The 14,119-nt window shown below is 63.7% G+C and carries 13 protein-coding genes; 3 read left to right on the forward strand and 10 right to left on the reverse strand.

Annotated features, from left to right (window positions below):
* Positions 1–118 precede the first annotated feature (118 nt).
* On the forward strand, positions 119–1,543 hold the full coding sequence (trmFO, locus tag AB4136_RS30640; RefSeq protein WP_137900585.1) for a methylenetetrahydrofolate--tRNA-(uracil(54)-C(5))-methyltransferase (FADH(2)-oxidizing) TrmFO: 1,425 nt from the start codon (positions 119–121) through the stop codon (positions 1,541–1,543).
* A 164-nt stretch (positions 1,544–1,707) separates the two neighbouring features.
* Entirely contained in the window at positions 1,708–2,256 is a 549-nt protein-coding gene (locus AB4136_RS30645; protein ID WP_051512215.1) for a hypothetical protein, read from the forward strand.
* Positions 2,257–2,271: 15 nt separating this feature from the next.
* Here AB4136_RS30645 and AB4136_RS30650 read toward each other — a convergent pair whose 3' ends face one another.
* The 6 genes from AB4136_RS30650 to yajC all read right to left on the reverse strand — a co-directional run bounded on the left by AB4136_RS30650 (position 2,272) and on the right by yajC (position 8,022).
* Positions 2,272–3,222 carry a sterol desaturase family protein gene (locus tag AB4136_RS30650; protein WP_024925336.1) on the reverse strand — a complete coding sequence of 317 codons (951 nt, stop codon included), beginning with the start codon at positions 3,220–3,222 and terminating at the stop codon, positions 2,272–2,274.
* Positions 3,222–3,659 (reverse strand): hypothetical protein, encoded by a 438-nt coding sequence (locus AB4136_RS30655; RefSeq protein ID WP_307417048.1) that lies wholly within the window; start codon positions 3,657–3,659, stop codon positions 3,222–3,224. The genes AB4136_RS30650 and AB4136_RS30655 overlap by 1 nt, the downstream gene beginning before the upstream one ends.
* A gap of 169 nt (positions 3,660–3,828) precedes the next feature.
* The gene (locus AB4136_RS30660; protein ID WP_024925338.1) at positions 3,829–4,671 is read right to left on the reverse strand and encodes a phytoene/squalene synthase family protein; all 843 of its coding nucleotides are present in this window, start codon (positions 4,669–4,671) and stop codon (positions 3,829–3,831) included.
* 1 nt (position 4,672) lies between these two features.
* Positions 4,673–5,065, reverse strand: coding sequence for an Mth938-like domain-containing protein (locus AB4136_RS30665; RefSeq protein WP_024925339.1), 393 nt, complete (start codon positions 5,063–5,065; stop codon positions 4,673–4,675).
* 23 nt (positions 5,066–5,088) lie between these two features.
* Positions 5,089–7,635, reverse strand: coding sequence for a protein translocase subunit SecDF (secDF, locus tag AB4136_RS30670; protein ID WP_024925340.1), 2,547 nt, complete (start codon positions 7,633–7,635; stop codon positions 5,089–5,091).
* Positions 7,636–7,683: 48 nt separating this feature from the next.
* The gene (yajC, locus tag AB4136_RS30675) at positions 7,684–8,022 is read right to left on the reverse strand and encodes a preprotein translocase subunit YajC (RefSeq protein WP_024925341.1); all 339 of its coding nucleotides are present in this window, start codon (positions 8,020–8,022) and stop codon (positions 7,684–7,686) included.
* Positions 8,023–8,253: 231 nt separating this feature from the next.
* Between yajC and AB4136_RS30680 the strand changes: the two genes are divergently transcribed.
* Positions 8,254–9,129: an ATP-binding protein gene (locus tag AB4136_RS30680; RefSeq protein WP_024925342.1), complete on the forward strand. Its 876-nt coding sequence runs from the start codon at positions 8,254–8,256 to the stop codon at positions 9,127–9,129.
* A gap of 143 nt (positions 9,130–9,272) precedes the next feature.
* On the opposite strand, the gene AB4136_RS30685 is transcribed toward AB4136_RS30680, so the two are convergent.
* The 4 genes from AB4136_RS30685 to serS form a co-directional block, all read right to left on the reverse strand.
* A complete protein-coding gene (locus AB4136_RS30685; protein ID WP_024925343.1) occupies positions 9,273–10,868 on the reverse strand; it encodes a peptidoglycan DD-metalloendopeptidase family protein in 1,596 nt (531 codons plus the stop codon).
* A gap of 139 nt (positions 10,869–11,007) precedes the next feature.
* On the reverse strand, positions 11,008–11,661 hold the full coding sequence (locus AB4136_RS30690) for a protein-L-isoaspartate(D-aspartate) O-methyltransferase (RefSeq protein WP_024925344.1): 654 nt from the start codon (positions 11,659–11,661) through the stop codon (positions 11,008–11,010).
* Entirely contained in the window at positions 11,658–12,416 is a 759-nt protein-coding gene (gene surE, locus AB4136_RS30695) for a 5'/3'-nucleotidase SurE (protein WP_024925345.1), read from the reverse strand. The genes AB4136_RS30690 and surE overlap by 4 nt, the downstream gene beginning before the upstream one ends.
* Complete coding sequence (gene serS / locus AB4136_RS30700) at positions 12,416–13,720, reverse strand: serine--tRNA ligase (RefSeq protein WP_024925346.1); 1,305 nt, start codon at positions 13,718–13,720, stop codon at positions 12,416–12,418. Before serS ends, surE begins: the two co-directional genes overlap by 1 nt.
* Positions 13,721–14,119 lie beyond the last annotated feature (399 nt).

A 14,119-nucleotide genomic window follows, 5' to 3' on the forward strand; every position in this document is an offset into this window, starting at 1 on the left:
AACGACACCCGCCGGACCTCCTCCCCCGGCGGGTGTTGTGTTTTTGGACCCTGCCAAAACCCCAGCCGATGCAGTGCGAGAATTGCATTCGTAGAGCCGAGGGACTATTGCGGGCTGCATGAGCAAAGACCCCATTCACATCGTCGGCGGCGGCCTCGCCGGTTCGGAAGCAGCCTGGCAGGCGGCGCAAGCCGGCGTACCTGTGATCTTGCACGAAATGCGCCCCGTGCGCGGCACCGACGCGCACAAGACTGACGGGCTGGCCGAGCTGGTCTGTTCCAACTCCTTCCGCTCCGACGACGCCGAAAGCAACGCGGTCGGGCTCCTGCATGCCGAAATGCGGCTGGCCGGTTCATTGATCATGGCCTCTGGCGACGCCAGCCAGGTTCCCGCCGGTGGCGCGCTGGCCGTTGACCGTGACGGCTTTTCGGCTGCCGTTACCGCCAGAATAGAGGCGCACCCGCTCATCACCATCCAGCGCGAGGAGATGGTCGGTCTGCCACCCGTCGAATGGGGACAGACCATTATTGCCACCGGCCCGCTGACCGCGCCATCTCTGGCGCAGGCGATCGCCACCGAGACCGGCGCCGATGCGCTCGCCTTCTTCGACGCCATCGCCCCAATCGCGCATTTCGACACGATCGACATGAATGTCGCCTGGTTCCAGTCGCGCTACGACAAGGTCGGCCCCGGCGGCACCGGCAAGGACTACATCAACTGTCCGATGGACAAGCCGCAATACGAGGCCTTCGTGCAGGCGTTGCTCGATGGTGGCAAGACCGAGTTCAAGCAATGGGAAGGCACGCCCTATTTCGACGGCTGCCTGCCGATCGAGGTGATGGCAGAGCGCGGTGTCGAAACGCTGCGCCATGGCCCGATGAAGCCGATGGGGCTCACCAACGCGCACAATCCGACGGTCAAGGCCTATGCAGTGGTGCAACTGCGGCAGGACAATGCGCTGGGCACGCTCTACAACATGGTCGGCTTCCAGACCAAGCTGAAGCATGCCGAGCAGGTGCGTATCTTCAAGACCATTCCGGGCCTCGAGAACGCCGAGTTCGCCCGGCTGGGCGGCTTGCACCGCAACACCTATATCAATTCGCCAACCCTGCTCGACGGATCGTTGCAGTTGAAGAGCCGTCCGGGCCTGCGCTTCGCCGGCCAGATTACCGGCTGCGAGGGCTATGTCGAAAGCGCCGCCATCGGCCTCCTGGCCGGTCGTTTCGCAGCCGCGGAACGGTTGGGAATGCCCATATCGCTGCCACCGGCCACTACCGCCTTCGGAGCGCTGCTCAACCACATCACCGGCGGCCACATCACCTCCGACGAAGAGCCCGGCAAGCGTTCGTTCCAGCCGATGAACGTCAATTTCGGCTTGTTCCCGCCACTGGAGCCTGGAACGAAACTGCGTCCCGACAACTTCGAGGGCCGTTTCCGCGGCAAGGACAAGTCGGTCGCCAGGAAGAAGGCGACGACGGCGCGCGCGCTTGCCGACTGCCGTGCCTGGCTTGGCCTGCCGACACAGGCGCAAGCCGCCGAATAGACGGGATTTACGGCAGCCCGCCGGCAGATTTGAGCGCCGCGCGTCCGTTCGGACGCGCAAAGGACGCTCTAACACTTTGAAGCTGCGCATCGTGCTTACCGAAAATCGATTCCGATTTTCGGGCCGATGCGCTAGTCTGCGCACCTCTTGGTCGGGGGGCCATCATGTTTCGGAAAAGAATAATCCTTGCCGCCGTGATTCTGGCGGTCGGCGCCGGCTGCACGACGGCACCGGAAGCGCTGCAATCGCTCGGCGACCGCAATTACATGCGCTATGCGACGGGCAAGCCTTATGCGCAGATTGCGTCGCAGAGCCAGATGTCCACGCAGGGCCTGGCAGGCGCGACCATCTACGGACCGATGATCGGCGAATATCGCCTGGCCGACGGCGACACCGTCTACCGTCACATCGACAATGTCGAATCGAGCAGAACCAATGTCGATGCCGGGATCGTCATGCAGCGCGAGAGCGTGGCCACACGCTATCGGCTCGCCTATTTCCGTGTCGGTGCCGACGGTATCGTCAAGGATTGGGCGACAGGCGCCCTGCCTGGCGAGCGGCTGGGCTGCACATGGTATGCCGGCGGCGTCATCCAGCAATGCAGCAGCGATAATCAACGCCTGCAGAGCCTGGCCGTTTACGACTCGCTGGTGCGCACGGCGAGTGAAAAACCTCTGTCGTCGTGGGGTACCCCCGTCGCCAGCCCACAGTAACGGCAGCTACCAAGGTTATTCGGCCGGTTCGATCTTGCTGTCAGGCAGCCCCGGCCTGCCGGCCTCGGTCGGATTGCGCCGCACATAGGCGGCCTTCAGCGTTTCGGACGTGTCGCGCGAACCGTCATGGCTCCAGCCTGGCGGCATGAACAGATACCGGAGGCGCTGGCCAAGCGTCAGGCCCGGTGAGAAGGCGTCCTTGAACATGCCGATCCATTCATGGAATGCCACCTTGAGCGGGTTGAAGGTGCCGATGTTCTTGACGATGCCGTAGCGCGGCAGATCCTCTTCCAGCTCCTCGACAAAGGTACCGAACATGCGATCCCAGATGATCAGCGTTCCAGCATAGTTGGCATCGAGATAGCGTGGATTGGTGGCGTGGTGGACGCGGTGATGCGAGGGCGTGTTGAAGATGAATTCGAACCAGCCCCACATCCTGCCGATCGTCTCGGTGTGGATCCAGAACTGATAAACGAGGTTGAAGCCGTAGACGAAGGCGATCAGCGCCGGATGGAAGCCGAGCAGCACCATCGGCACCTGCAGCACGAACATGCCGGTGAACAGGCCGGTCCAGCTTTGCCGGAGCGCCGTCGAGAGATTGTAGTGCTGGCTGGAATGGTGGTTGACGTGCTCCGCCCACACCCAGCGGCAGCGATGGGCGATGCGATGGTACATGTAATAGCGCAGGTCATCGATCAGGAAGGCCGCGATACAGGTCCATACCGACACCCCGAGGTCAAGGAAGCGGAACTGCCAAACCCACAACAGCGCCGAGTAGGAGACGATGCCGAGCAGAATGCCGGCGGCGACGTTACCGGTGCCCATCATCAGGCTGGTCAGCGTATCGCGTGTCTCGAACGCCCCCTTGGTGCGGCCGGTGCGCACCAGCCATAGTTCGATCAGGATGGCGATGACGAAAAACGGAATGGCGAGTTTCGTGACATCGGGAAACTGATAAGTCTCCATCAGGCGGCCTCCTGCCTTGCCGGCTGGCTTTTGGGATCGAGTGAGGCGAGCACGGCCTGCACCGCCGCCGCGTCGGCAAAGGCGAAACGCCCGCCCCGCCAGGTGAAATCCTTGAAGCGCAGCGACAGCACCTTGCTTTCCACAAGGCTGGCGAGGTCGACATCCGCCGGCGTCACGATGCGCGTCAGAAAGCGATCGCCGATGACCTGGACCACGCCGGTCCGGCCCTGGCCAAGATCGAGGAAAGCAGCCCCGCCATCCTCAGTCAGATAGACCGTGGCCGGCCGCAAATCGGGAAAGTCGACGGTGAAGCGCTCAAGGGCTGCCCGCGCATCGACGAGACGCGCGGTCCGGCTGCCGCCCGTAAAATGCACGGCAGCGACCGCGAGCGAAATGCCGGAGACGACCATCACCACAAGAATTGGCAAGCTGATCAAGGATGCTCCTCCGGGCAAACGCCTCCTCTGCGTTCGAATCCGCCGGAAACCTAGCATGGTTGACGTTTACGTCAAAGACAGAATTAGGAGCACGTGCGACGCGGTCGACATGCCCAGGCAAATTCCGCACTGTTCCAGATGATCGCTCTGCTCTGAGGAGCAGGCCGGTTCAACCCCAGCCGCGCCCGGCTTTCCGCAGTAGCAGCCAATGCCGGCGCAAAGCCGAAAGCCGTGCCGTTCCAGCAAGCGGCGACGCCTTGCCGCTCATCGCGGCCAGATAGGCTTTCGTCAGCACCAGCGGCAAAAATGCCGGGCGCAGCGATATCGGCAGAGAGGCCGCTCCACGCTCGAAGGCAACAAGGTGCTCCTGTGCCAGTGCAATCATCGCAGCGACCGCGCGTTGGGCGCCCGGTCCGCCATCGCCGCTCAGGAACTCCTGCGGTGATGTGCCGACCGCCACCAGGATATCGACCGGCACATAGCACTGCCCCCGCGCTCGGTGCAGCGGCAGAAGAAGCAGCAAGCCGGTGATGGCTTGCGCGCAGCCGGCATGGCCGGCGAGTTCCGCGAAGCGAGGCGCTTCGGCCTTGTCGAGCACCAGCGCCGCAAGCTGGATCAGCGCCGACGCCGTCTCGCCGCAATAACCTTCGAGATCGGTGCGCGATGGCATCGGGTCGTCGTAGAGGTCGAAGACGCGCGCTTCCAGATAATTGTCGAATGCTTGCCTGGGCAGGTCGTGCCGTCTGATCGCGGCAACCAGTACTTCGGCCAAGGGATGACCGGCGCCGGCATCGGCCGCGTCGGAGGCGATGATGTCGCGCCACCATTGCAGCCGCACTTCGCCCGGCAATGCCTCGCGAATGCGGTCGCGCACGCCGGCAATCTCGGCATTAAAGGCATAAAGGGCCAGAAGTGCGTCGCGCTTTTCGGCCGGTGCATAGAGCGCCGACAGATAACGGTCATGGTCGGCACCGCGCACCATGTCGATCACGGTCTTGGCGGGATCAGTCACCTCAGTCGACTGCGACAAGCGCGGCGGCCACGGCGCGGTCTTCGGCGAGCAGCACATTGTAGGTGCGCACCGCAGCGCCCGTCGACATCGGATCGGCCGAGATACCCGCCTGCTTCAAGGCGGCGCGCAACGCCGCCGGCAAGGGCCGCAACTCCTTGCCCATGCCGACCAGCAGGATCTCGATCTTGCCGGCCTCGGCCAGAACCTTGTCGAAATCCGCCACGCTCAAGGCAGTCGCATCGGCCGGCTGCCAGCCATGGATGCCCGAGGGCAGGCAAAGCAGCGAGCCGCGATGCGACATGTCGGCGAAGCGGAAGCCGCCATTGCCGTAAGCCTCGATCGCCGCGCGGCCCGGAAAATGCGCCTCGCGGATGATGATGCCCTTGCCGAACAAACCCTTCGCCACGGCAGCGGCCGTCAGGTCGCGACGGCCTTGCCGTTCACCGGCTTCTCCCCTTCAGCCGCGTCCGACGAACGCAGCTTGAACAGGATCAGCAGCGGAGCCGCGATGAAGATCGACGAATAGGTGCCGAACACCACGCCGAACAGCATCGCCAGCGTGAAGGAACGAATCACCTCGCCGCCGAACAACACCAGCGCCAGCAAGGCCAGAATGGTGGTCACCGATGTCAGGGTCGTTCTGGACAACGTCTCGTTGATGGCGTTGTTCAGAAGCTGCGGCATCGGCATCTTCTTGTATTTTCGTAAGTCTTCGCGAACGCGGTCATAGACGACGATCGTATCGTTCAGCGAGTAGCCGATGATCGTCAGGATGGCGGCAATGGACGATTGGTTGAATTCTATGCCTGTCAGACAGAAGAACCCGATCGTCATGACGATATCGTGCACGGTGGCGACGATGGCGCCGACAGCGAACTGCCATTCGAACCGGAACCAGACATAGATCAGGATGCCAACCAGCGCGACCAGCATGCCGATCGTGCCTTGCTTGGCCAGTTCGCTCGACACGGTCGGGCCGACCACTTCGACGCGGCGGAAGTCGTAGCTGTCCTGCAGTTCGCCGCGCACCTTGTCGATGACGCTCTGCTCGGCATTGTCGCCTTCGGACTGGGCCGCAACGCGGATCAGCACGTCATTGTCGTTGCCGAACTGCTGCACCTGCACTTCGCCGATGTTGAGCTGCGAAAGCTTGCCGCGAATATCGGCGATGTTGGCCGGTCCGCTCTTCGACTGGACCTCGATCAGCGAACCGCCCTTGAAGTCGACGCCGTAGTTGATGTTGACGGTCATGAACAGCACGACCGACAGGATCGACAGCGCGGACGACAGCGCGAAGGTCCAGCGGCGGATGCCCATGAACGGGATCTTGGTGCCCGGTGGCACGAAGGTCACCGGCGCGCGCGGGATTTCCTTCGGCTTGGCGCGGCGCAGCCACATGGAGACCAGCAGACGCGTGAAGGTGAAGGCGGTGAAGACGGTGGTCAGGATGCCGATGGCGAACGTCACCGCGAAGCCCTTCACCGGGCCGGTGCCGAGATAGAACAGCACGACGGTGGCGATAAGGGAGGTGACATTGGAATCGACAATCGTCGCCAGCGCCTTCGAGAAGCCGGTGTCTATCGCCTGGATGACCGAGCGTCCGTTGCGTCGCTCCTCGCGAATACGCTCGTAGATCAGCACGTTGGAATCGACCGCCATGCCGATGGTCAAAACGATACCGGCGATACCGGGTAGCGTCAGCGTGGCACCCAGCAGCGACAGCAGCGCGACGATCATCGCCACATGCACGGCCAGCGCGATGTTGGCGAGGAAGCCGAGGAAGCCGTAAGCCACGAACATGAAGGCAACGACAAGGATCGAGCCGATGATACCGGCGATCTTGCCGGCCTGGATCGAATCCTGACCGAGGCCCGGACCGACGGTACGTTCTTCGATCACCGTCAGCGTGGCCGGCAGCGCGCCGGCGCGCAGCAGCACCGCGAGGTCGTTGGCGCTCTGGGCGGTGAAGTTGCCGGAAATCTGGCCGGTGCCGCCGAGGATCGGCTCGCGGATCTGCGGCGCCGAGATCACCTGGTTGTCGAGGATGATGGCGAACAGCTTGCCGACATTCTGCTGGGTAGCCTGGCCGAAGCGCGTGGCACCCTTGGAATCGAAGCGGAACGAGACGACTGGCTCGTTGTTCTGCGAATTGAACGTCGCCTGCGCATCGACGAGATTTTCACCCGAAACGATGACACGGTTCTCGATCAGATAGGGAACCGGCGGATCGTCCTTCGAATAGAGCACGCTCGACCCTGCCGGCGGACGGCCGTTGAGGGCTTCCTGCACCGGCATCGACTGATCCACCATCTGGAAGGTCAGCTTGGCGGTCTGGCCGAGAATTTCCTTGAGGCGCTGCGGGTCCTGCAGGCCCGGCACCTGCACCAGGATGCGGTCATCGCCCTGACGCTGCACGATCGGTTCGGTGGTGCCGAGTTCGTTGACGCGGCGGTCGACCACCTCGATCGACTGCGCCAGCGCCGTCGTCGAGCGGTACTTGATGCCCGCGTCCGTCATGGTGAAGCGCAGGAGCCCAGGCTCCGGCTCGTCCATGGCCCATTCGGTGATGGAACCGCCGGTGAACAGGCCGGAGGTAACCGGCGCGATCAGGGCTTTCAGCGCTTCCTTGGCCGCATCCACCTGGGCGGTGTCGCGAACGCGCACCTGCACCATGCGCCCGGTGCCGGACAGGCCGGTGTAGCCGACCTTGGCATCGCGCAGCAGCGTTCTGATCTCATCGCGCGTGGCTTCCAGACGATCCTTGATCAGGTCGTTCTGGTCGATTTTGAGAAGGATGTGAGAACCGCCCTGCAAGTCGAGGCCGAGCGTCATCTGCTTTTTCGGCACCCAACTCGGCAACTTGGCCAAGGTATCCGCCGGAATGAGATTAGGGGCGGCAAGGATGAACGTAGCGGCAACGGCCAGCCAGATCAGGATTGCCTTCCAGCGCGAAAAATAGAGCATGTTCTACGATCCAGTGGGCCGATCGGCGCGCCAGGCGCGCCAAGGCACTCAGTTCTTGGCGTTCTGGTTGGCGACCGGCTCGCCCTTGACCCGCACGTCGGCGATGGTGCTGCGCACAGCTGTCACCTTGAGGCCATTGCCGAGGTCGACCTCGAGTTCATTGTCGTCGACCACCTTGGTGACCTTGCCGACGAAGCCGCCGCCGGTGACGACCGTATCGCCGCGACGGATCGCGGCCAGCATCTCGCCGCGCTTCTTCATCTGCGTGCGCTGCGGACGGATGATCAGAAAATACATGATCACGAAAATGAGGACAAACGGCAAAATGCTGATGAAAACATCGGGCGTGGCGCCAACGCCCTGGGCGTATGCCGGTGTTACGAACATCGAAAACTCCTGAGACGTAAAGGAAAGCCGTTATCTGGCCCATGAAATTTGGCCGGAATATAGTCGGTAAAGCTACTATTGCAACCATCCCCCGCCCTGCTCCCGTCGCACTTCCCCCGCCGTGTCGTATTGGTCGCACATCCGCTTGCAAAAGCCGAAGGCTCGTGAGAGAACCGTACGGTACGGTACGCAACCGAAACGCAGGCTTCGCAATCACGCCGAGGACATATCTTGCCCCAGGAAACCATCGCAGCACTGTCCGAGAAACTCGACCGCCTGATCGACGCCGTCAGCCGGCTGGCACCGCCGCAGGCACCAAAAACGGACCTCACCGCCGTCGATTGTTTTGTCTGGCAGGCCGATCCCGGTTATCTGGAGCCGATCGCCAGGGTGAACAGGGTCGATATCGGCTTGATCCGCGGCGTCGACCGCGTGCGCGACATCCTGTTCGACAACACTGAACGTTTCGCCTCCGGCTTTGCGGCCAACAACGTGCTTCTGTGGGGCGCGCGCGGCATGGGCAAGTCGTCGCTGGTCAAGGCCGTGCATGCCGCGATCAATGCCGCCGGCAAGCCGGGCGGTCCGCTCAAGCTGATCGAGATCCATCGCGAGGACATCGACACGCTGCCGAAGCTGATGGCGATGCTCAAGGCTGCCCCCTACCGCTTCATCCTGTTCTGCGACGACCTCTCCTTCGATCATGACGACACGTCCTACAAGTCGCTGAAGGCAGCGCTGGAGGGCGGCGTCGAAGGACGTCCAGGCAACGTCATCTTCTACGCCACGTCCAACCGGCGGCATCTGCTGCCGCGCGACATGATCGACAATGAACGCTCCACCGCGATCAACCCGTCAGAGGCGGTCGAGGAAAAAGTGTCATTGTCGGACCGCTTCGGCCTGTGGCTCGGTTTCCACAAATGCTCGCAGGACGACTATCTCGACATGGTCAACGGCTATGCCAACCACTTCGGCCTCGACATCGACACCGACACGCTGCGCGCCGAGGCACTGGAATGGGCGACCACGCGCGGCAGCCGCTCTGGCCGCGTGGCGTGGCAATTCACGCAGGACCTTGCCGGCCGCCTCGGCAGGCCGCTGGCCGACTGATCGGGCAACGCATTTTTCGTTCCCATTGAACCGAAAAAGCCCGCTTCTTGCGAAGCGGGCCAAGCTGCCGGGCCGGACTGGAGGTCGACAGCCCGAAATCGTTCTTGCTCTTCTATTCGAGGCCTATCCTGTTCGGGAAAGCCTTACTCCAGGAACGTCTGCGGATCGACCGGCGACGAATTCTTGCGCACCTCGAAATGCAACTTCGGCGCGTCGGTGGTGCCGCTCATACCGGAGCGCGCGATCTCCTGGCCGCGCTTGACCTTCTGGCCGCGCTGCACTTCCAGCGAGGAAGCATGGCCGTAGACGGTGACCAGTCCATCCTCGTGGCGCACCAGCACGGTGTTGCCGAATTCCTTGAGACCGTCGCCGGCATAGATGACGACGCCGTTCTCCGCGGCCTTGACCGGCGTGCCTTCCGGCACGGCGATGTCGATACCGCCCTGCCCGGCCTTGAAGCCCGTGATGACGCGGCCGCGCACCGGCCAGCGCATCTTGCCGATGCCGGTTGAGTCAGGCGCTTCGGCGGCATCGCTCTCGGCCTGCTGGATGACCTTCTGGTCCTTCTTCGGCGGCGTATAGGTGGCGAGCGTCGCGGCAGGCTTTTCCTGCGGCGGGATCGAGGCCGTCTTGACCGCGTCCACCGGTGCCGCCGCAGCCGGAGCGGCTGGTTTGGCGGCCGCAACGGTCGCGGCTCCGGCAGCCGGCGCCTTCAGCGTCTGGCCGATGCGCAGCAACCCGTCCTGCATGCCGTTGGCCTGCTTCAGCGCGGTTGTGGTGACGCCCATCTTCTTGGCAACCGACGACAGCGTATCGCCCTTCTGGACGACATAACCGCCGGCACTTGCCTTCGGCTGCACGGCTGCAACCTGTGCTTCCTTGCCGGGTTTGGTCTTCGGATCGCTGGCTGCGGCGGAAGAATCGACCTGCGCGACGCCCTTGCCTTCCTTGACCTTCGGCTGCTGCGGCAAAACGGCGACCTTGTCGCCCGGTGCGTTGGCCGGCAGCGGGATCTTGTTGGCCGGCACGTCGTATTTGGTGCCTCGCGACGACTTGGCGTCGGCGACATTGGGATCGTTGTCGGGCGCCGAAACCGGCGCCTTGTTGGTGTAGACATAGGTCGGGATGACCAGCTTCTGGCCGCTACGCAGCCCGTTGGCGTCGGCCAGACCATTGGTCTTCAAGATGACGTCGGCCGGCACACCATAGCGACGCGACAGATTGTACACCGTCTCGCCTTCACGTGCGGTGATCTGCGTACCACCGGCACGTGACCAGCCCTTCACGTCCTCGGCTGCAGTCTGGGCGCTGGCGATTGCGGAATTGACCGGCGCCTGCACCTGGTTGATGCCGCCGGTGAGGGTCTGATCGACCTTGGCCACCTTGGCGGCACCCTTTGCCAGCACCGGCGCCGCAGCCGTCGTGGCGGCGGCCGAAACCGAATTGGCGACGGGCGGCAATGGCTGGGCGGAAACCGGCTGCAGGCTCGAACGCGAGACCGAAGCGCGCGAATAGGTGTTGTTGGAAGCCGGAGCCTGGACATCGCCCGGATAGGGCTGCGAAACCGGCTGCTTTTCGATGATGGAGCGCTGGTTGTCGGTCGAGGCCGTCGCCATCGTGTCGACACCGCCGAAGCGGGCGACCTGGGAACTGCACCCTGACACCGCGCCGATGATCAGCAACATGGCGCAGCCACGCGTCAAATTGCGCTTGTTTGCCTTCAAGGATTTGAACTGCATCGCAATAACCCGCACTTACCCGGTACTCACTGGACTGGATTAAAGCGCGTTAATGTTACTGGTCAGTTAAACCGTTAGAATCCGTCGAAATTTTTCTTAAAATATTTGTCCGGATAAGGGCGCCGCAGTTGGCCTGCCGTCAGATGATGGCGGCGACGCCTGGCAGGATCGGCTGGAAACGCACGGTGCCGATGTCCTCGCGCTCGAAGCGGCTGCCGACCTTGATCAGCTTGGCCAGCACCTGCTCGCCCTCTTCCGGCCCGATCGGCGCGATCACCGAACCGCCGCTCGACAACTGGTCGAGCAGGAAGCGCGGCAAGGCATCGAAAGCAGCCCAGACGATGATCCGGTCGAACGGCCCCTCATTGACGAGGCCGTTGGAGCCGTCGGCGTGACGGGCGAACGCATTGGTGATGCCAAGCGCCTCGAACCGCTGCTTGGCGAGTTCGATCAGCGTCTTGTAGCGGTCGACGGTGACAACGCGCGCCGCGAGCCTTGCCATGACGGCGGCGGTGAAGCCCGAACCGGTGCCGATCTCCAGCACCCGGTGACCGGGTTCGATGTTGAGCGCGGTGATGACGGCCGCCTGCAGGTCGGCGCCCTCCATGGCCTCGCCGCACTCGATCGGCAGCATACGGTCGGTCCAGGCGATGGAGTGGAACTGGCCCGAGATGAAGGCGGGACGCGGCGTCGCCTCGAAGGCGGCGATCAGCGGTTTCGGCACGGCACCCTTGCCACGCAGGCGAAGCAGGAAGGCGGCGAAACCCTCGCGTTCGTCGAAACCAGCAATCATGCAAGCGCCTTCGTCAATTGGTCGCGGATCTCGTAGGCGGTCAGGTCGAGGTGCAGCGGCGTCACCGAAACCAGCCGGTTGCGCATGGCGTGCAGGTCGGTTCCGGCCTTGCCTTCCGCCGGCTCGCGGCCGAAACGCAGCCAGTAATAAGGCAGGCCGCGCCCGTCGCGGCGCTCGTCGACCCACAGCGAATGCACCAGTTTGCCCTGCGAGGTCACCACGGTGCCGGCAACTTCGTCCGGCGTGCAGTTCGGGAAATTGACGTTGAGCAGCACGCCTTCCGGCAGCGGCATGGCCACCAGCTTCTTCAGCAGCGCCGGCGCCAGCGCTTCGGTGGTCTCGTAAGGCACCACGCGGTCCTCGCCGACATAAGAATAGGCCTGGCTGACGGCAATGGAACGCACGCCGAGCAGCGTGCCTTCCATGGCGCCGGCAACGGTGCCCGAATAGGTGACGTCGTCGGCGATGTTGGCGCCCGAATTGACGCCCGACAGGATCAGGTCCGGCATGCCGGGCAGGATCTTGCGTACGCCCATGATGACACAGTCGGTCGGCGTGCCGCGCACCGCATAGTGCTTCTCGCTGATCTTGCGCAGGCGCAAAGGTTCGGAGATCGACAGCGAATGCGCGTAGCCGGACTGGTCGGTCTCCGGCGCCACCACCCAGACATCGTCGGAAAGCGTGCGGGCGATGCGCTCCAGAGAGGCCAGGCCCTCGGCGTGAATGCCGTCGTCATTGGTCAGAAGAATGCGCATTATTTCGATTCGATTCTTTCCAGGCCGCCCATGTAAGGCTTCAGCGCTTCAGGAATCGTTACGCTGCCATCCTCGTTCTGATAATTTTCCATGACCCCGATCAGCGCGCGGCCGACCGCCACGCCCGAACCGTTCAGCGTGTGCACGAACAGATTGCCCTTGCCCTCGCGGTCCTTGTAGCGGGCGTTCATGCGCCGCGCCTGGAAGTCGCCGCAGACCGAGCAGGACGAGATTTCGCGATAGGCGTTCTGGCCGGGCAGCCAGACCTCGATGTCGTAGGTCTTGCGGGCGCCAAAACCCATGTCGCCCGTGCACAACGCCACGGTGCGGTATGGCAGGCCGAGCCGCTTCAGCACTTCCTCTGCGCATTGCGTCATGCGCTCGTGTTCGGCGATCGAGCCTTCCTGGTCGGTGATGGAGACCAGCTCGACCTTGTAGAACTGGTGCTGGCGCAGCATGCCGCGGGTGTCGCGGCCGGACGAGCCCGCTTCCGACCGGAAGCACGGGGTGAGCGCGGTGAGCCGCAGCGGCAACCTGTCATGCGCGACGATCTCCTCGCGCACCAGATTGGTCAGCGACACCTCCGCCGTCGGGATGAGGCCGAGCCGGCTCTCGCCATGCGGCGTGAAGAACAGGTCTTCCTCGAATTTCGGCAACTGCCCGGTGCCGAACAGCACCTCGTCGCGCACCAGAAGCGGCGGCTGCACTTCGGTGTAGCCATGCTCGGTCGTGTGCAGGTCGAGCATGAACTGGCCAAGCGCCCGCTCGAGCCTGGCCAACTGGCCTTGCAGAATGGTGAAGCGCGAACCCGACAGCTTGGCGGCGCGCTCGAAATCCATCAGGCCGAGCGCCTCGCCGATCTCGAAATGCTCCTTCACCCAGTTGGGCCGCGTGGCGATGGTGCCGACCTTGCGCACCTCGACATTGTCGTGCTCGTCCTTGCCGACCGGCACGTCGGGCAGCGGAATGTTGGGCATCACCGCCAGCGTGCCTTCCAGCGCCTCGTCCAGCCGGCGTTCCTCGGCCTCGCCGCCCTGGATGAAGCTCTTGATCTCGGCGACCTCGGCCTTCAGCTTTTCAGCCAGTTCGGCGTCCTTCATGCCGAGCGCCTTGCCGATCTCCTTGGAGGCGGTGTTGCGGCGCTCCTGCGCTTCCTGCAGGCGGCCGAGATGGGCGCGGCGCGCCTCGTCCTTGGCAACGATGTCCTCGACAGTGGACTGCGCGTCGGCCGACGACCACGAGCGCTTCACCAGCGCGTCGATGAGGGCCTGCGGGTTTTCGCGAATCCATCTGATATCAAGCATTGTCCGTCCATCCTGAAGGGAGAGCCGTGGGGTAACGCTCCTCGGCGCCGGATGCAAGGGCGAGACCGTGTCACCTTGACGGCAGCGGAGTGTCCTTTCCACGCGATTACATCGCCACGCTGCCTTTCGGCCCTGGCCATTGGCAAAGGGGTGGGAAGCGGGGCGCCGGGTCGGTGCCTCTTAGCAAACAGTACGTGGCGCCTTCCGGGCGCCCCGCCAGTGTTCTTGCCCCGGACCGACCTCGCCGTCATTCGCGACGGCAGACTTCGGGCCTCGAGCCGCCATTTTCGGCGGCCGGGTTTTTCCAGGGCCCGGACTTAGGGCTCGTCACCAGACACCGCCACCGTTAGCGCTGCCAGTCCGGCACCGGCGCCCTCCCTGATACCCGGTGCGCACCAG

The organism is Mesorhizobium sp. 2RAF21 (assembly GCF_052115345.1).
Classification (GTDB): domain Bacteria; phylum Pseudomonadota; class Alphaproteobacteria; order Rhizobiales; family Rhizobiaceae; genus Mesorhizobium; species Mesorhizobium terrae.

Coding starts and splice junctions, on each gene's coding strand:
- yajC (WP_024925341.1), bottom strand. CDS start 8,022: ATGTTCGTAACACCGGCATACGCCCAGGGCGTTGGCGCCACGCCCGAT.
- AB4136_RS30685 (WP_024925343.1), bottom strand. CDS start 10,868: ATGCAGTTCAAATCCTTGAAGGCAAACAAGCGCAATTTGACGCGTGGC.
- AB4136_RS30645 (WP_051512215.1), top strand. CDS start 1,708: ATGTTTCGGAAAAGAATAATCCTTGCCGCCGTGATTCTGGCGGTCGGC.
- serS (WP_024925346.1), bottom strand. CDS start 13,720: ATGCTTGATATCAGATGGATTCGCGAAAACCCGCAGGCCCTCATCGAC.
- surE (WP_024925345.1), bottom strand. CDS start 12,416: ATGCGCATTCTTCTGACCAATGACGACGGCATTCACGCCGAGGGCCTG.
- AB4136_RS30650 (WP_024925336.1), bottom strand. CDS start 3,222: ATGGAGACTTATCAGTTTCCCGATGTCACGAAACTCGCCATTCCGTTT.
- AB4136_RS30690 (WP_024925344.1), bottom strand. CDS start 11,661: ATGATTGCTGGTTTCGACGAACGCGAGGGTTTCGCCGCCTTCCTGCTT.
- secDF (WP_024925340.1), bottom strand. CDS start 7,635: ATGCTCTATTTTTCGCGCTGGAAGGCAATCCTGATCTGGCTGGCCGTT.
- trmFO (WP_137900585.1), top strand. CDS start 119: ATGAGCAAAGACCCCATTCACATCGTCGGCGGCGGCCTCGCCGGTTCG.